The organism is Azospirillum sp. TSO35-2, assembly GCF_003116095.1.
Lineage (GTDB): Bacteria > Pseudomonadota > Alphaproteobacteria > Azospirillales > Azospirillaceae > Azospirillum.
Genome location: NZ_LGRA01000021.1, coordinates 1,150,398 through 1,167,965, shown reverse-complemented (window position 1 = coordinate 1,167,965; position 17,568 = coordinate 1,150,398). Strand labels below are relative to the sequence as shown.

Below are 17,568 nucleotides of genomic sequence, written 5' to 3'. Positions count from 1 at the left end.
GTAGCGTGGCGGCCAAACGAACCCTGGAGAGTTCCCATGGCGGAGAAGAGCGTGCGCATCGGCGTCGTGTTGTCGGGCTGCGGCGTGTACGACGGTGCGGAAATCCACGAGGCGGTCTGCACCCTGCTGGCCATCGCCAAGGTCGGGGCGGTGGCGGTGTGCTACGCTCCCGACATCCCGCAGGCCCACGTCGTCAACCACCTGACCGGCAGCGAGACCGGCGAGAGCCGCAACGTGCTGGTCGAATCGGCCCGCATCGCCCGCGGCAAGATCCAGCCGCTCAGCGACTTCTCGGCCGGCGATGTCGACGCGCTGATCTTCCCGGGCGGCTTCGGCGCGGCGAAGAACCTCAGCGACTTCGCCTTCAAGGGGGCCGACTGCTCGGTCAACCCGCAGGTCGTCGCGGCGGTCGCGGCGATGCGCGCCGCCGGCAAGCCGATCGGCGCCCTGTGCATCGCCCCGGCGATCCTGGCCAAGATCCTGGGCCAGCAGGGGGTGGAACTGACCATCGGCAACGATCCCGCCACCGCCGCCGCGCTGGAGGCGATGGGCGCCAACCACCGCAACGCCGGCCATGGCGAGATCGTGATCGACAGCGGGCTGAAGATCGTCACCTCCCCCTGCTACATGCTGGACGCCAATCTGGTCCAGATCGCCGAGGGAGCAGAGAATACGGTCAAGGCTCTGGTTGATCTGGCGCGCTGACCAAGACGACGGCGAACGACAGCACTGACGAAGGGGGTAGCGATACCTCCTTTGTCACAGCCAATGTCACAATGCACCGCAAGAATTCATTAACCGACTTCCCACACCCTTGGCGTCAGTTTCCTTTTCTCGCGGACGAGGGGTTCGATGACCTGCATTGTGGGATTGGTCGAGGGCGAGCGCGTGTGGATGGGCGGCGACAGCGCCGGGGTCAACGGGCTGGACATCACCGTCCGCGCCGACACCAAGGTGTTCCGCAACGGCGACTGCCTGATCGGCTTCACCAGTTCCTTCCGCATGGGCCAGCTGCTGCATTACCGGCTGGAGCCGCCGCCGCGCGAAGCCGATTGCGATCTGTTCCGCTACATGGTGGTCGATTTCGTCGACGCCGTGCGCAACTGCCTGAAGGACGGCGGCTACGCCCACCGCTCCAACGAGGTCGAGACCGGCGGCACCTTCATGGTCGGCTGCGAGGGGCGGCTGTTCACCGTGCAGTCCGACTATCAGGTCGGCGAGGCGGTGCGCGGCTACCACGCCATCGGCTGCGGGTCCGACTACGCCCTGGGATCGCTGGCCTCCACCGTCGGGCAGCCCCCGGAAGAGCGGGTGCTGAAGGCCCTGGAATGCGCCGAGCTGTTCAACGGCGGGGTGCGCGCGCCCTTCACCATCCAGTCCTGCATGCGGCGTCCGCAGTTGGCGCTGACCGAGGCCGCCTGACCCTTTCCGTTCCCCAGCCTCTTCGACCAAAGTCGGAAAGCATCGGCAAGGCTCCGCTCTGGCCTTCCAAAGCAACGTGGCGTATGAAGCCTCGTCCTGCTGCACTGCGGGATCAGGGAATAACCACAATGTATTTGGGTGTTAGAGATGACGGACCAAGCTGTCACCGCCGATGCTTTCCTTGGTGAAGACGCGAACCCGGCGGGGTTGTTGAGCAACTGGGGAAATTCGCCTTATCTTGTCTTCCCGGCCATGATCCTGATCCTGATCATGCCGCTCGCGATCATCTTCCACCCGACCTGGGTGGTGCTGCCTGCGGTCCTGTGGGCCTTCGGCATGATCGCGACGATCATCAAGCTGACGCGCGGCTGAGGCCAAGCCTCCGCGGCCCTGCCGCCGGTTTGACACGGGTGAAGGGGGACGCTTCCCCCTTCGCACCGCAACGGCCTTTTCCGATCCTTCGACCAGCCCCTTCAAACGCACCCCTCAAACGATGTCGGCGAAGCCGCCGTCGATCGGAAGGCGCTGGTCCCGGCCCAGCGACCGGCGCGCGACCCGCGGCCCCGGCGGGGCCTGACGGCGTGCCGCTTCGGTGCGCAGGACCACACGCCACACCCGGTTCACCGTCTCCACGTCGTGACCGCGGGCGACGATCTCCGGCAGCGCGGGATCGCCGTCGAACAGGCTCGCGAGCAGATCGTCCAGCGCCGCCAGCGGTGGCAGCCCGTCGGCACCCCCAACCGGGCGGGCGGCCCGCTCCAACACCCGTTCCGGCACCACACGCCCGGCCGGGCCGCGCGATCCCACCGGCTGGTGGGCGTTGCGCCAGCGCGCCAACTCCAGGACGGCGGTCTTGAACACGTCCTTCAACACCGCGTAGCCGCAGGCCGACTCGTCGTCGGGCCAAGCGCCGACCGCCAGATCGGTGCGGTCGGAGGTCGCCAGCAGCAGGGCGCCCATCCGCTCCGCCAGCGCCGCCAGGGTCGCGCCGCGCAGGCGGGCGTGCAGCCGCTCCCCGGCACCGCCGGGCTCCTGCCCGGCGAAGGCGGGGGCGAGCAGCGAGTCGACCGCCTTCACCACCGGCGCCAGCGCCACGTTGTCGAGCCGGCAGCCCAGCAGTTCGACCACTTCCGCCGCGTCGGCCACGCCGTCGGGATCGGCGGAGGGCAACGGCGCACGGACGGCCAGCACCCGCTCCGGCCCCAACGCGTCCACCGCGATGGCCGCCACCAGCGCCGACTCGACGCCACCGGTCAGCCCGACCACCACGCCCGGCATCTGGCGCTTGGTCACCGCGTCGTGCAGTCCCAGCACCAGCGCGGCGTAGAGCGCCTCCGTCCCCTCGACCGGGGCGATGGTTTCGGCTGCGGAACAGGTCCAGGATTCGTCATCGCCGCGCTCCCACCGGGTCAGCAGCAGATGCTCGGCGAACAGGGGGGCCTGCGCCACCAGCCGGCCATCGGAGGCGAGCGCGAGGCTGCCGCCGTCGAACACCCGTTCGTCCTGGCCGCCGACCGCGTTGACGGCGATCAGCGGCAAGCCGCTCTCCACCACCCGCCGGACCGCGGTCTGCACCCGCTCGTCGTGGCTCTGCGCCGCGAAGGGGCTGGCGAGCAGCGCGACCAGAAGCTCGGCGCCGCTTTCCGCCAATGTCTCCACCACATCGGCGGTGGCGAGGTCGCCGCCGATCGACAGCCCGATCCGCACGCCGCGGACATTCACCGGACCGGGCATCGGACCGGCTTCGAAACGGTCCATGGCGTCCGGGCCGCCACGCATCTCCGCCTGGAAGCGGACGGCGGCGACGGCCCCCTTGTCCAGCAGCAGCGCCGCGTTGTGGCGCTTGCCGCCGTCGCGCCAGGGGGTGCCGACCAGCAGCGCCGGGCCGCCGTCCGCCGTTTCCGCGGCCAGCGCGCGCACCGCCGTCTCCACCGCGTCGAGGAAGAAGGGTTTGCGCAGCAGGTCGAGCGCCGGCACGCCGGACAGCGCGCCTTCCGGAAACACCACGAGGTCGGCGCCGCGGGCCGCCGCCGCCGCCCGGGCGGCGCGGATGCGGTCGGCGTTCGCCGCGAGGCTGCCGGCGGTCGGGTTGGTCTGGGCCAGCGCGATGGACAAGCGGTCGGAGGAGCGAAGATCGGTCATGGCGGCGGGCTTCCCTTTTCCCAATCCTTCTTTTCCCATCAGCCTAACAGCGGCCCCGGCCCGGCGAAAGCCGCCAACCGTCGCAGGTCGTCACGCAGGCGAAACAACCGGCGGCCACCAAGTTCCGCAACATTCGGGCATGACTTGGTTAGTAAGGTAACGAAGTTAACGCCGAGGTTGAAAGAAATTTCAGGAATTAACATCTGGTAAAGGTTGCCGGCGCGATGCTTACGCTTGCGAACAACAAGTGGTGCGGGGGCATCCCATGTATTACTCCGAGCTCAGCGGCCCGAACGGCAAACCGTCGGTGCTGTCCACGGCGGTGCAGAACGGCGCGTCAAAGACGGCCGGCACGGCGAAGGACACGCTGGCCAAGACGGACACCAAGTCCGGGACCAAATCCGAATCGACCGGCCAGTCGCCGGCCTACACCATCAGCCAGTCGATGGAATCGCTGCTGGACAGCCTGACCGGCAAGGGCGGCAAGGCCAATGGCGGCCCGGCCGGCAACGGAAGCGCCGACGGGGGCACGGCCCCCGGCGGCAACAGCGGGCTGGACCGCGCCAAGCAGGCGCAGTCGCTGATGCAGTCGGCGTTCGAGCACGGCAAGGGGCTGTCCGACATGTTCAGCGGCGCCGTCGACTCGCTGAAGCAGGGGCTGGGCGACGTGCTGAGCGCGCTGGGCGTGCCGCAGAACCGCGTCGATGACGCCGTCAGCGGCTTCGGCGACCACGTCAAGGCGAAGCTCGGCCAGACCGACCTCAGCCAGCTGTCGGTCGACATGCAATCCTCGCAGTCGCAATGGTCGATCGAGTCGAGCGGCATCGACCTGGAGATCCAGGATGGCGACCGCAGCGTGAAGATCTCCTTCGCCAAATCGACGCTGGACTTCCGCCGCGACGACGCGCGGATGCAGGCGACGCTGGGCCAGGGCGGTGCCGGGACGGTGGGGCTCAGCGCCGCCACCACCACGGCGACCGGCAAGTCGACCGGCATGATCGTGCGGTCCGAAGGCTTCAGCGCGGACGAGATCAAGGACATCCTGGGCAAGCTGAACGACATGGCGGGCAAGGCCGGCGGCGACGGGATGAAGGGGCTGGCGGTGCTGAAGCCGACCACCGGCAAGGATGGCGTGACCAAGCTGTCGCTCGACCTGTCCGTCCCGGTGGAGGGTCTGACCACCGGCAAGAACGCCATCACCAGCGCCTCGGCCGCCGGCAACACCGGGGCGGCGAAGTCGCAGGGCGTGAACCTGACCGCCTGACAGCGGCGGGCGAAACGGAGCATCGTTGTCACAAAACCGGCTCAGCCGGCGCCGGACCGGTGCTTGCCCGGGGTCGCCGTCTTCTTTACAAGCGGAGCGGTGACGGCGCGGCCCCTGGGGCCGCGCCGCACCCCGGACGATATTGCCCCGGACAGGACCGCTATGACCGACCGCGACACGCTGCTCGCTTTGAACCAGGCCTTCTACCGGGCCTTCACCAACCGCGACGTTGCCGCGATGGAATCCCTGTGGGCCGAACGGCTGCCGGTGTCCTGCATCCATCCCGGCTGGGCCGCGCTGTTCGGCCGGGACGCGGTGCTGACCAGTTGGCGCGACGTGCTGCGCGCACCGAGCGGCGTCACCGTCCACGCCCGCAACGAGCGGGTGACCCTGCACGGCGACACCGCGCTGGTCCTGTGCGAGGAAATGCTGGGCGGCGCCGTTCTGGCCGCCACCAACCTGTTCGCCCGTGAAAACGGCGCCTGGCGCCTGGCCCACCATCAGGCCGGCCCGATCGCCCCGGCGCGCGCCGACGTCGAAACGCCGGAAAAACCGCCGCGCCGCCTGCATTGAGGCAACCTGCATTGAGGCAGCGCCCTTCGCCTCCCGGCCTTATTGCAGGCTGGCCACCTCCGGCCGCGCTTCCAGGTGGCGGACCAGGTCGATCACCACGCGGTCGGCGGTGACCCGTTCGGGGTCGCTGTTGGTCAGCGCGATCACGCCCCAGCGGTGCGCCTTGGAAAAGGCGATGTAGGCGTTGAAGCCACCGGTCGAGCCGGAATGCCAATGGATCGGCGTGCCGTCGTCGGCCCAGGCGACGAACCAGCCCAGCGCCATCGCGCCGCCGCCCAGCGACCCCGGGTCGGCCAGCGTCCGCCCGTCGACCTGCACCGACTGCGCCAGCGCCAGCGTCGCCGCCACCCCGGGCGCGCAGCCCGCGCCAGCCACGCCCCCCGCCGCGTTCGTCGGGCAATCGCCCAAATTGGCCTCCAGCCAGCGCAGCAGGTCATCGGCGGTCGAATAGAGGCCGAAGGCCGGCTGCATCGCCGGGGCTTCCCAGTCGGGGACGCTCCCGCCATGGGCGTGGCCCACCGCCTTGCGCGCCCGCTGCTCCGCGGTCGGGCGCAGCGTGGTGTCCGCCATGCCGAAGCGGTCGGTGACCACCCGCTTCAACAGCGTCTCATAGGGTTGTCCGGCAGCGGCGGACAGCGCCTCCCCCAGCACCGCCATGCCGGCGTTGGAATAGCTGAAACGCACGCCCGGCGGCACCGGCAGCCGGTAGCCGGCGAGCCAGGACGCCAGTTCGCCGCGCGACAGCGGCTTGTAGGGGTTGCGCGGGTCCTCCAGCCGGTTCCAGGAAAAGCGGCTGGTCTCCGGCACGTTGGGCAGGCCGGCGGTGTGGGTGGCAAGGTCGCGCAGGCGGATCGGCCGGCCGTCGAAGGCCGGGGCTTGGGCCACCGGCACGGAGCCGACGCGGTGGAGGTGTCGATCCAGCGGGTCGGCGGGATCGACGCGGCCCTCGCGCACCAGCTCGGCCATGATGGTGCCGGTGAAGGGCTTGGTCAGCGAGGCGATCTGGAACAGGGTGCGCCCGTCCGGCGGCCCGCCATCGGTCCGACCGGCATCGCCGCGCCCGACCACCAGCCGGTGCCCGTCGCGGACCATCCCGACGACCAGAGCGCCCGGCCCAGCCGACGACAGCCGGTCCTCCACCACCCGTGTGACGGCGTCGCGCAGCGGGTCGAAGCCGATGGCCCCGGTCGGACCGAGCGGCACGCTCCACAGCGCCAGACACCACGCGACCAAGACCAGCGCCCGCCGCATCCCCGCCTCCGCCCGGCCCCCGTTTCCGATACCGGAGAGTGGGCGGTCGCCCGGCGGTCCGTCAGGGCCGCGAAGGGAGAGTCAGCGAAAGGCCGGAGCTTGGCCGCGCGGGGTACTCCCCAGCGGCCGTGTCGTCACTCGGTCGGAATCTCGGCCTTGGGCGGGCGGCGGTCCTTGACGATCGACAACGGCACATCCTCGGCCGCGATCTCCAGGATCGGGTGGCCGTCGAGCAGCGACGGGCAGCGCTTGGCCTGGGTGAAGGCCAGGAAGAAGTCGGCCTTGCGCCAGTCCGGCTCGATGCCGTTGACCAGCCGCAGCCACGGCGGCAGTTCGAACCGCACCGCCAGCGTGTTGCCGCAGACGGTCAGCGTGTACTGCCGCGGCGGCGCGTGGCCGTCATTCTCGCGCTCGACATACTCGACCAGCTCCTCCAGCGCCTCGTGCAGGGAGTTGCCCCAATAGTCCAGCTCGTACTTGCCGTCGGCGCCGCGTACGCCGCCGACGAACTGGTTGTAGTACACGTACTGGTTCGGGTGCATGGCGCCGAGCTGCCACGCGTACACCACCCCGACCACGGTCATCGCCGCGGCGAACCCCTGGCCCAGCGCCCGGCCGCCCCGCTGGCTGATCGCCCACAGCCGGTCGGCGGCGATGGCGGCCATCACGACGAAGGGCGGCGCCAGGAACAGGAAATGGCGGATGCCGTTGTAGACCGACGGCCGCATCAGGACGAACAGCAGGATCGGCAGGAACCCCGCCAGCACCAGCGGCGTGAAGCGCACCACCGTGAAGGCGCCCGACCGCCGCCAACCGCCGCGCGCCAGCCAGACCGCCGCCAGCAGCACCGCCGCCCCGACGCCGATCACCACCGCTTCCGGCAGCTTCACCGCCAGATAGACCGGCAGGTACAGCGCCGGCGGGTCGTTGGAGTGAACCAGCTCGCCCATGAACAGCGTCTGGATGTCGATGGGGAAGTGGGAGACGACGCGCAGCGCCTCCAGCGGGTTGCGCAACGGCCGCTGCACCACCCAGGGCCAGAACACCGCCATGATGGCGTAGGCGACGGGAATCGCCGGCCACAGCGACAGGAAGGCCCGGCGCGCGTCGACCAGCGCCCAGCGATGCCCCTCCTGCCGGGTCACCAGCGCGAAATGCAGCGCCATGGCGACCGCCAGATAGAAGCCCGCCAGGACGGCGCCGACGCGGATCGCCAGCGTCATGCCGAGCACGAGGCCGAACTTCAGCACCGCGCTGCGGCTGGGCCGCGGCATCTGGTTCAGGATGCGGGTGGCGAAATACAGCGTCCACACCATGCCGGCCGCGAAGGGCACGTCCTTGGTGTTGTTGAACATGGCGCCGTAATAGACGCCGCTCAGCGCCAGCAGCGCCGCGGCGATGAAGCCGGCGCGCGGGCCGGCCAGCAGCCGGGTGTAGCGCCAGGTCCCGGCGATGCCCAGCACCCCCACCAGCGCGCAGAGCAGGTGACGCGTCTCGTACTCTTCGAAGGGCGAGAACGGAACGATCACCGCGGTGGTCAGGTCGAACAGCCCACCGTAATAGGCCAGATCCTTGAAATGGAAGGCCGACCGGTCCTGGAAGCCGCTGGTGTAGTAGGACAGCAGCTTCTTGCCGTAGATGTGCTGAACCTCCTCGTCGGTGCTGATGCCGTAGCTGAGGAAGGTCAGCGCCGCCAGGATCAGCAGGCCGAGCAGCAGCGCGCGCGACAGGCCGTCCCACAGCGCGGTGTCGTGGCGCGGCGGCGTCCAGCCGGCAGGGATGCCGGCGGCGGAGGCGGTCGGTTCGGCGGGTGGACGGCGGATGGTGGAGGACGCCTCGTCGCCGGCGCGCCGGCGGGTCTCGATGCTCATCGCCGCGGCTCCCGCCCGGCATCCGCCCTCTGGTCGAAGCCATGCGCCTGCGGGCCGGCTCCATCGGCGTCGTCCGGCGGGCCGAAGCCGTGGGCGGAGCGGACGATGAACAGCGGCCGCCCCTTCACCTCGGCAAAGACGCGGCCCAGATAGTCGCCGATGATCCCCAGCGTGATCAGCTGGATGCCGCCGAGAAACAGCACCGCGACCAGCAGCGATTCATAGCCCGGCACGTCGATGCCGTGGATCAGCGTGCGGATCAGGCGGATCACGATGTAGACGAAGGCCACCCCGGACACCGCCACGCCGACCAGGCTCCACACCCGCAGGGGGAAGGTGGAAAAGGCGGTCAGCCCGTCGAAGGACAGGCGCAGCAGCTTCAGGAAGCCCCATTTGGTGTCGCCGCCGGCGCGCTCGCCCTGTTCATAGGGGATCGCGGCCTGGCGGAAGCCGACCCAGGCGAAGATGCCCTTCATGAAGCGCGTGCGCTCCGGCATCCGGTTGATGACCTCGACGACGCGCCGGTCCATCAGGCGGAAATCGCCGACCTCGCGCGGCAGCTTGATTTCCGACAGGTGGTCGAAGAACCAGTAGAACAGTCGGGCGAAAATCCGGTGCTTCAGGCTCTGCCCCACCCGCGCGTGGCGAACGGCGACGACGACGTCGAACCCTTCGCGCCATTTGGCGATGAAGGTGGGCAGCAGTTCCGGCGGGTGCTGCAGGTCGGCGTCCATCGGCACCACGGCGTCGCCGGTGGCGTGGCTGAGCCCCGCCGACAGCGCCAGTTCCTTGCCGAAGTTGCGCGACAGGTCGACCACCTTGATGCGGTCGTCGCGGTCATGCGCGTCAAGCAGCCGGTCGATGGTGTCGTCGCGGCTGCCGTCGTTGACGCAGACCACCTCCCAGTCCATGCCCAGACCGTCCAGCACCGGGGTCAGCCGGTCGAACAGGGCGGCCACGTTGGGACCCTCGTTGTAGAAGGGGATGACCACCGACAGCCGGCCGCGCCGTGGCCGGCCCGATCGGCGTGCGGGAGCGGTGCGGTCGTCCGAAGAGGCCGCGGAGAGGGGCGCGTCGGTGAGAGACATGGCCAGCCGTCGGGTCAAAGCGTCAGGAACCGGGAGATGAGGAGATCGGCGACGACCCCGGCCGGCCGCTGCGCCCTTCGGCATATATCACGATACGGTGGGATGTTCAAAATGCCTCTCCTGTGACCGGCGCGGCACAAAAAATGGACGGCCTGGACCGGGCGGCGCTGCCCGGCGGTCCCGCGCATCGGGAAAACACCGGGACGCGACGCTTTATTCCAACCGGTGCGGAACCGGGATTTCCCCGACGTTGCCCGTCGGTTTTTTCGCCCGTCGGCGGTCATGCCGCCGCATGTGGCACGCTTCCTGAAGCAGGTCGCAAGGACTGACCTTTCTTGCGGTCGCCGGCCGCAGCGACCTTGTGACGACGGAGGCCTCGATCATGAGCCTGTTCAATCGGTTTCGTGTGGGAACCAGGATCACCGCCGCCAGCGCCGGCATCCTGGTGTTCCTCGTGCTGATCGGCGGCATCGGCGTGGTGGCGCTGTCGAGCGCCGGCGATTCCGTGCTGACCTACCGGCGGCTGGGCCAGCAGACCAACGAGCTGGGCCGCATCCAGGCCCTGATGTTGGCGATGCGGCAACAGTCCACCGCCTTCCTGCTGACCGGCGACGCCGAGGTCGGGGCGACGGTGCGCCGCCACGCCGACGACGCGGCCCAGACCATCGCCCAGGCCCGCGCCCTGTTCACCGACCCGGCCATGCTGCGGACCATCGACCACATGGCGCAGGAGATCGCCCAGTATCAGGAGGCCTTCGCCGCGACGATGGAATTCCAGGCCCAACGCGCCAAGGCCGTCGCCGAGTTGGAGGAGATCGGGCCGCGGCTGGAAAACGCGCTCGACGGCATCATGGACAGCGCCAGCGCCGGCGGCGACACCGACGCTGCCTATTTGGCGGGCATGGCACTGCGCCACATGCTGACGGCCCGCATTTCCGCCACCCGCTACAACGTCGACGGCTCGCCGGCCCTGGCCAGCCAGACGCGCTCGCAATTCACCGACGCCGCCAGCCGCGGCGGGGCGATGATGGCGAAGCTGACCGACCTCGACCGCCGCAAGATGGCGATGTCCTACACCGCGATGCTGCGCGTCTACACCACCGGCTTCAACGCGGTGGTCGAGGCGACGACCGGACGCGACCGGCTGGTGCGCGAGGTGCTGACCCCCGTCGGCGACGCCATCGCCGCCGAAGCCGAGCAACTGACCCTGACCAGCGTCGAGCATCAGAAGACCCTGGGGGCGGAAACCGGCGCCTTCATCGGCCGGTCGCGCACGGTGATGGTCGCGGCCTCGCTGCTGGCCGTGGTGCTTGGGCTGGCGACGGCGCTGCTGATCGGCCGCGGGCTGTCGCGCCCGGTGGTGGCGATGACCGACCGCATGACGCGGCTTGCCGGCGGCGACCGGACCGTCGACATCCCCGGCCAGGACCGCGCCGACGAGATCGGCGGCATGGCCAAGGCGCTGCAGGTCTTCAAGGACAGCCTGATCGAGAGCGACCGTCTCGCTGAACGGCAGCGGACCGAGCATGAGGCACGGCGCAGCCGCGGCGAGCGCATCGACCGGCTGACCCAGGAGTTCGACCGGTTGGTGCTGGAGGCGCTGGGCCGGGTGTCGGCGGCGGCGACCCAGCTGCAGGCGACGGCGCAGACCATGTCGGCGACCGCCGAGCAGACCACCCGGCAGGCCGACGCCGTCGCCAGCGCCTCGCACGACGCGACCGGCAACGTCGAGACGGTGGCCGCCGCGACCGAGGAGCTGACCTCCTCGATCAGCGAGATCGGCCGGCAGGTGGCGGAGAGCACCCGCATCGCCGGGCAGGCGGTCGCCACCGCCGAGAAGACCGACACCACCGTCCGCGGCCTGGTCGACGCCGCCCAGCGCATCGGCGAGGTGGTGCAGTTGATCACCGACATCGCCAGCCAGACCAACCTTCTGGCGCTGAACGCCACCATCGAGGCGGCACGGGCCGGCGAGGCGGGCAAGGGCTTCGCCGTGGTGGCGAGCGAGGTGAAGAGCCTCGCCAACCAGACCGCCAGGGCGACCGAGGAGATCGGCAGCCAGATCGCCGGCATCCAGGACATCAGCCGGCAGGCCGCCGGCGCCATCGCCGAGATCGGCCGGGTGATCGCCGAGATCAACCACATCTCCACCACCATCGCCGCCGCGGTCGAGGAGCAGGGCGCCGCCACGCGGGAGATCAGCCGCAACGTCCAGCAGGCGGCGCGCGGCACGCAGGAGGTGTCCGGCACCATCGCCGGGGTGACGGAGGCCGCCGCCTCCACCGGCGACGCCTCGCGCGAGGTGCTGACCGCCGCCGACGGGCTGAACCACGAGGCGGCGGACCTCCGCGGCTTCGTGTCGCGCTTCCTGGCCGACATGCGCGCCGCGTAAGAAACCGCGCCAATCGTCAGCGTGGGTGTAACCGTTGTGGCGCCGACAGGACCCGGATGGACCAGGTCTTGCCGGCGCTGGTCTTGTGCCGGGCAGCCCTGCTCTTTTGCGTGGCGACATTCCCCTTGCACCGGGGCGCCCCCTTCGGCACATAGGCGCGATGATCCTGACCCCCATCGCCATCGACGACATGCCGAAGGCCCTCGCCGCCTTCGACGCCCATCTGGACGGCCACCCGCAGGCGCAGGCCGCCTTCCGCCGGATCGCCGCAACCTGGCCGGTGCGCCCGGACAGCGAGCCGGGCGGCGGCGTCGACACCCCGGCCCACCGGGCCGAGGCGGTGCGGCTGGCCCACGCCCACGGCATCGACACGCTGGACGAACCGCCCAGCCGATCCTTCATGTGGGACGGCAAGGTGATCCGCACCGACGTCGAGGCGACGGTGATCGTGCATGAGGTGACGCACTGGCTGTGCGCGGCACCGGAGCGGCGGATGCTGATCGACTATGGCCTCGGCCCCGGTCCCGAAACCACCGCCCGCCGCGAGGCGCGCGCCGACAAGCGCCTGTGCTTCGAGGACTGCATACACGAGGAGCAGCAGACCTCCCTGCTCGGCGTCCTGTGGGAGGCGGAGCTGGACCAGCCGGCGATCCTGGCCTTTCTGGAGCAGAACTGGATGGAGCATTGGGAGCGGCCGAGCACCGCCACCTTCTTCATCCGCCACGCCGAGGAGCTGTTCACCCGCGGCCTGATCGACGCCGACGGCCGGCCGACGACCGCGCGCGCCTGGGCGGACGCACGGCGGGTGGAGCCAGGGCGGGCGAATGCAGGGCGCGGGGCGCTGGTGGAGTGAGAGGCGCCGGCTGACGAACACCACCTCCCCCGTCGTCACGCCCTGCTGAACAGAAAACCCCCGTCACGCCGCGGTGATGCGGGTGATGAAGGCTTCGATCTCGTGGTCGAGGCGGTTGAAGCTGCGCGACAGGTCCTCGGTCGTGTTCTGGACCGATCCGGCGGAATGGCCGGTGGTTTCGGCGGCCCGCTGCACCAGACGCATTTCCTGCATCACGGCCTTGGTGTCGACGGCGGCGCGGTGCGACCGGGCGCTGATGTCGCGGGTGGCGGCGTCCTGTTCCTCCACCGCGCTGGCGACGGTGCCCAGCGATTCGTCGACCTGCCGGATGGTGCCGACAATGGCGCGGATGGCGTCGACCGCGGCGCGGGTTGCAGCCTGCACCGCGGCGATTTCACCGCCGATCTCTTCCGTCGCCTTGGCGGTCTGGTTGGCGAGGCTCTTCACCTCGCTGGCGACGATGGCGAATCCCTTGCCGGCCTCGCCGGCCCGTGCCGCCTCGATGGTGGCGTTCAGCGCCAGCAGGTTGGTCTGCCCGGCGATCGACTGGATCAGGCCGACCACCTCCTCGATCTTGCGGCTGGCCTCGCTCAGCCCCTGGACGATGCCGTCGGTGCGACCGGCCTCGTCCACCGCGCCGCGGGCGAGCTGCGCCGACTGGCTGATGGACCGGCTGATCTCGTCGATCGAGGCACGGAGCTGCTCGGCGCCGGCGGCGACGCTCTCGACCTCGCTGGTCGCCTCCTGCACCGAATGGGCGACGCTGTCGCTGTGGTGGCTGGTCTGCCTGGCGTTGTCGAGCATCGAGTTGGCCTCGTTGCGCATCGAGGTCGCCGAGCGCACCACCTCGCCCATCATCGCCTTGACCGAAGCCTCCAGGTCGTTGGCCAGGGCGTTCATGGCGACGCGTCGTTCCTCGTCGTTGCGGATGCGCATCGCCTCCTGCTCGCGCGACAGCTCCTGCACCCGGATGGCGTTCTCCTTGAACACCTGGACCGTGCGGGCCATCTGGCCGATCTCGTCGCCGCGGTCGGCGGCCGGGATGTCGGCCTCCAGCTTGCCCCTGGCCAGACGCTCCATCACATCGGTCAGGCGCACGATCGGGCGGGCGATGTTCATGCCGATGAACAGCGCGACGCCGACCGTCACCAGCAGCGCCGCCGCCGCCACCAGGATGAAGGCCTGGGTGGTGCGGTCGACCGAATCGTTCACCTCGGCGTAGGCGTCGGTCGACATCTTCCGCTTGTAGGTCAGGTAATCGCGGCTGGTGTTGTTCAGCCGGCTGTAGGCGGCCTGCACCTCCTGCAGGAAGTCGAGCGGGTCGACGCCCATCTTCAGCAGGTCCAGGAAGCTGTTCACCTTGGCAAGATAGGTGGCGGCGTCGGCGCCGAACCGTTCGAAGAACTTGCCCTCCTCGTCCGTATCGGGGGTGGCGCCCTTCAGCGTTTCCGCCTGTGCCTTCAGCGTGCCGAGCTGGGCGTTGAGGGCCTTCATCTCCTCTTCCACCGCCTTGGGCGAGGCGTTCGCGTTGTTGAGGATCACGGTGCGGTACATGCCGGCGTGCGCGACCGTCAACGTGTCGGTCAGCCCCTGGATCTCCGCCTCCCGCGTGAAGGAGCGGTTGAACAGGGCGTCGAGCAGGCTCGACTGCTGGGTGATCGCCGACCAGCCGAGCATCACGATCACCAGCATGCCGATGATCGCCGTCGTCGCCGGAATGGCCATCTTGACGGGAATGTGGAAGTTGTTGAGGACGGTCATGGGGCACCTGCGTCGGCCGCCGGTCCGCGGTACGGACCATCCGGCATGGCATTGGGGCGGACGAGCGGACGGCTGCCGCGGAGCCGGAACCGTGCCGCCGCCGGCACCACTTCCTGCTCCACCATCACCGCATGCCACATCATCTCATCCTGGAAATGTTTTTCCAATGATTAACGGGCTTGATGTTTACCGTTGTCTTCAGGCGCCCGCAGTCTTCCGCCATCCTTGCGCATCCATGTCTGCAAGGCACACGCAACATACTAAAATATGCAAGAGATAGCGCCAGCCTTGTCTTTCCGACCGCGCGGTGCGGCGATCACCGGCCACAGCGCAGAATTATCCCTTATGGCGTGTTCTTTATGAGGCGAGAACGTCCTTTTCGTCGGTAAGTTCCTTCGAAAATCATACAATCTGAGGCTATCAGGAATCGATACACTCTTCAATCGCGCTTGAAACGGCCATACTGCCGCACGCGGCTGAACACACGTCGCCTTCCCCCGCTGTCGGACAGCGCCGAGTATGCAGTCAGTGCCAAATGGTTCCGAAGTAATCCGAAACAGAAGCGGCATCGCGGGCGCGGCGGCGGTGGACGGTCCGTCAGCCCGCCGACATCATGAAGGCGATGGAGATCGACACCGGCGACAGCATGGTGGAGATCAGCAGCGACATCGACACCACCTCGCGCCCGGCGTTGTAGCGCTCGGCGAAGACATAGGCGTTGATGCCGATCGGCAGCGCCGCGGCGGTGACCGCGGGGGCGACCCACATCGGCGGCAGATGGAAGACATGGGTCGCCAGCAGCCAGGTCAGCAGCGGGTGCAGGCCGGTCTTCAGCAGCGCCACCACCGTGGCGGGCAGCACCGCCCCCGACGCCGGGCTGAGGGCCAGCGAGGCGCCCAGCGTGAAGCAGGCGCAGGGCAGCACCGTCTGCGCCATCAGGGCGAAGCTCTTCATCACCATGGCCGGGATCGGCGCATGGGTCAGGTTCGCGGCCAGTCCCAGCACGACCGACACCACCAGCGGGCTGGTCAGCGTCGCCCTGGCGGCGCCGAGCGTCGCCTGGATCGGGCGTCCGCCCCGGCCGGATCGGGCCGAGCGTTGGGTTTCCGCCAGCATCGTCGCCGAGGTGAACAGCAACGGCGACTGGAAGACGACCAGCAGCATCACCGGCACCGCCACGGTCGGGCCATAGGCCTCCATGATGATCGGCGCGCCGAGCAGCGCGATGTTGGAAAAGGAACTGGCGAGGCCGATGGGGGCGATCTGTTCCCGCCGGCCGGTCATCCGCATCCACAGGCCGCCGACCAGGAAAACCGCAACGGCGGCGATGTAGAAGGACCCCAGCACCGCCCATTCCAGCGGATCGGGGATGTCCGCCCGCGCCATGTTGGAGAACAGAAGCGCGGGCAGCGCGTAGATGCCGAGAAACCGGGAAAGCCCCTGGACCATCGCGTTGCTGAAACCACGGTAGCGCGCGGCCCAATAGCCGACGGCGATCAGGCCGAACATCGGCAGGACGATCTGAAAAATCAGCGACATCTACGCGGCACCGTGTCGGCGGGGTCTGGTCGGGGGCCTTCCTTACACCACCCGGGTCATTCGCAGGGAACGATCTCCAGCGGCGGCACGCCCAGCACCTCGACCAGGGTGGCCCCGGCCTCGATCTTCTCGGTCCATTGGCGCTCGCGCTCCAGCAGGGCCAAGCTCTGGGTCAGGGCGGCGTCGGCGAAGGCCAGCGGCACCACGACCACGCCGTCCTCGTCGCCCAGGATCAGGTCGCCGGGGTTGACCGGCACACCGCCGACCGACGCGGTGACGTCCATCTTGCCGCCGAAATTCTTGTGCGGACCGCGGGCGACCGCGCCCTTGGCGAACACCGGCAGGCCCAGGCCGCGGATCTCGTGCAGGTCGCGCACCGACCCGTCAACCACCAGTCCGCCCAACGCCCGGCGCTTGCAGCAGCGCACCACCCACTCGCCGGCCAGCGCGACGTCGTCCAGACCACCGCCGGCCACGACGACCACGTCGCCGGGTTCGGCCAGACTGACCGCGTGGTGGACCATGCTGTTGTCGCCCGGCATCGACACCACGGTGCGGGCCTGACCGCAAAGGCGCATGCCCGGCGCCATCGGCTTGATGCGCGAGTCCATGCTCTGGCAGCGGTTCATCGCGTCCGATGCGACGCTGCTGGGCACCGAGGACCATTTGGCCAGGGTGTCGGTGGACAGGCGGCGGTATTCGACGAGAAAGCGTTGCATAGCCATGGCGGATTCCTTTCGTCTTGCGGGCGGATGTCGGCGGGCGGGCCTCGGTTCAGGCAGGTGACAGGGGCCGGGCGGCGATCGCCGGTCGGACGTCGTCCGTTCAACGTCGTCGGTCGGCATGGGTGGATGGCCGGCCTGTCGTTGTGCGGGAATGCTGCAGGATTCCCGCACGCCGTACCGCAGCCCATCGACCGTCGACACAACCCCTGCAACATTGGATCTGATTTGTTTAGATTTTGAAGTGTAACCACTTGCGCGGTCATTCGCAAGTAGGTTGACAAACGGTAAATACGCCACATGAAATTTCGTCATCTCTTTCGGGATATCTCAAAGATTTATGCGCTTTAGACGGGAAATTATCAGACAGTCATGGGGCGCCGATTACCGGAGCAATTGCCGCGGGATCCTGTTTGCACTCGAAAGCTTGGCCATGGCAGTGGGCACGACACTTCGACGGCAAACCTGCAATTGTATGCTGAGCCGTCTTCACTTTGCCGCAATCAAAGGATGGACTCGGGCGAGCGGCGGCGGACAACAGCGCGGACAACGACGACGTCAGGCGCCGGTTGGGCTGGTCGAGGAAGGCGAGGAGGGACGAAGCCCACAGGGCCAAAATGCGAAAGGCCGGCACCCGAAGGTCCGGCCTTTAGAGTTCGCATCACTCCGGCATGCATCACCGGAGGAACA

The 17,568-nt window shown here is 69.0% G+C and carries 14 protein-coding genes; 7 read left to right on the top strand and 7 right to left on the bottom strand.

What is annotated here, in order from left to right:
- The first annotated feature begins 36 nt into the window (after nucleotides 1-36).
- The 3 genes from elbB to TSO352_RS32985 all read left to right on the top strand — a co-directional run bounded on the left by elbB (nucleotide 37) and on the right by TSO352_RS32985 (nucleotide 1,794).
- The gene (elbB, locus tag TSO352_RS21345) at nucleotides 37-705 is read left to right on the top strand and encodes an isoprenoid biosynthesis glyoxalase ElbB (RefSeq protein WP_109109240.1); all 669 of its coding nucleotides are present in this window, start codon (nucleotides 37-39) and stop codon (nucleotides 703-705) included.
- A 147-nt stretch (nucleotides 706-852) separates the two neighbouring features.
- Nucleotides 853-1,422 carry a hypothetical protein gene (locus TSO352_RS21340; RefSeq protein WP_109109239.1) on the top strand — a complete coding sequence of 190 codons (570 nt, stop codon included), beginning with the start codon at nucleotides 853-855 and terminating at the stop codon, nucleotides 1,420-1,422.
- A gap of 147 nt (nucleotides 1,423-1,569) precedes the next feature.
- Nucleotides 1,570-1,794: a hypothetical protein gene (locus TSO352_RS32985; RefSeq protein ID WP_146210779.1), complete on the top strand. Its 225-nt coding sequence runs from the start codon at nucleotides 1,570-1,572 to the stop codon at nucleotides 1,792-1,794.
- A 114-nt stretch (nucleotides 1,795-1,908) separates the two neighbouring features.
- On the opposite strand, the gene nadE is transcribed toward TSO352_RS32985, so the two are convergent.
- Entirely contained in the window at nucleotides 1,909-3,564 is a 1,656-nt protein-coding gene (gene nadE, locus TSO352_RS21335) for an NAD(+) synthase (RefSeq protein WP_109109238.1), read from the bottom strand.
- 265 nt (nucleotides 3,565-3,829) lie between these two features.
- Here nadE and TSO352_RS21330 point away from each other — a divergent pair, with 265 nt between their 5' ends.
- Nucleotides 3,830-4,828, top strand: coding sequence for a hypothetical protein (locus TSO352_RS21330; RefSeq protein ID WP_109109237.1), 999 nt, complete (start codon nucleotides 3,830-3,832; stop codon nucleotides 4,826-4,828).
- 162 nt (nucleotides 4,829-4,990) lie between these two features.
- Nucleotides 4,991-5,401, top strand: a complete 411-nt coding sequence (locus TSO352_RS21325; protein ID WP_109109236.1) for a nuclear transport factor 2 family protein — start codon at nucleotides 4,991-4,993, stop codon at nucleotides 5,399-5,401.
- A gap of 39 nt (nucleotides 5,402-5,440) precedes the next feature.
- On the opposite strand, the gene TSO352_RS21320 is transcribed toward TSO352_RS21325, so the two are convergent.
- The 3 genes from TSO352_RS21320 to TSO352_RS21310 form a co-directional block, all read right to left on the bottom strand.
- Nucleotides 5,441-6,652 (bottom strand): serine hydrolase, encoded by a 1,212-nt coding sequence (locus TSO352_RS21320; RefSeq protein WP_109109235.1) that lies wholly within the window; start codon nucleotides 6,650-6,652, stop codon nucleotides 5,441-5,443.
- A gap of 134 nt (nucleotides 6,653-6,786) precedes the next feature.
- Nucleotides 6,787-8,523 (bottom strand): glycosyltransferase family 39 protein, encoded by a 1,737-nt coding sequence (locus TSO352_RS21315; protein WP_109109234.1) that lies wholly within the window; start codon nucleotides 8,521-8,523, stop codon nucleotides 6,787-6,789.
- The gene (locus TSO352_RS21310) at nucleotides 8,520-9,611 is read right to left on the bottom strand and encodes a glycosyltransferase family 2 protein (RefSeq protein WP_247872294.1); all 1,092 of its coding nucleotides are present in this window, start codon (nucleotides 9,609-9,611) and stop codon (nucleotides 8,520-8,522) included. Before TSO352_RS21310 ends, TSO352_RS21315 begins: the two co-directional genes overlap by 4 nt.
- Nucleotides 9,612-9,993: 382 nt before the next feature.
- Between TSO352_RS21310 and TSO352_RS21305 the strand changes: the two genes are divergently transcribed.
- On the top strand, nucleotides 9,994-12,003 hold the full coding sequence (locus TSO352_RS21305; RefSeq protein WP_109109233.1) for a methyl-accepting chemotaxis protein: 2,010 nt from the start codon (nucleotides 9,994-9,996) through the stop codon (nucleotides 12,001-12,003).
- Between the two features lie 160 nt (nucleotides 12,004-12,163).
- Nucleotides 12,164-12,856 (top strand): hypothetical protein, encoded by a 693-nt coding sequence (locus TSO352_RS21300; protein WP_109109232.1) that lies wholly within the window; start codon nucleotides 12,164-12,166, stop codon nucleotides 12,854-12,856.
- 63 nt (nucleotides 12,857-12,919) lie between these two features.
- Here the strand turns inward: TSO352_RS21300 and TSO352_RS21295 are convergent, their stop codons facing one another.
- The 3 genes from TSO352_RS21295 to TSO352_RS21285 all read right to left on the bottom strand — a co-directional run bounded on the left by TSO352_RS21295 (nucleotide 12,920) and on the right by TSO352_RS21285 (nucleotide 16,881).
- On the bottom strand, nucleotides 12,920-14,617 hold the full coding sequence (locus TSO352_RS21295; protein ID WP_109109231.1) for a HAMP domain-containing methyl-accepting chemotaxis protein: 1,698 nt from the start codon (nucleotides 14,615-14,617) through the stop codon (nucleotides 12,920-12,922).
- Between the two features lie 597 nt (nucleotides 14,618-15,214).
- Nucleotides 15,215-16,156, bottom strand: a complete 942-nt coding sequence (locus TSO352_RS21290) for an AEC family transporter (protein WP_109109230.1) — start codon at nucleotides 16,154-16,156, stop codon at nucleotides 15,215-15,217.
- Nucleotides 16,157-16,212: 56 nt separating this feature from the next.
- Nucleotides 16,213-16,881, bottom strand: coding sequence for a dimethylmenaquinone methyltransferase (locus tag TSO352_RS21285; RefSeq protein ID WP_109109229.1), 669 nt, complete (start codon nucleotides 16,879-16,881; stop codon nucleotides 16,213-16,215).
- Nucleotides 16,882-17,568: the final 687 nt, after the last annotated feature.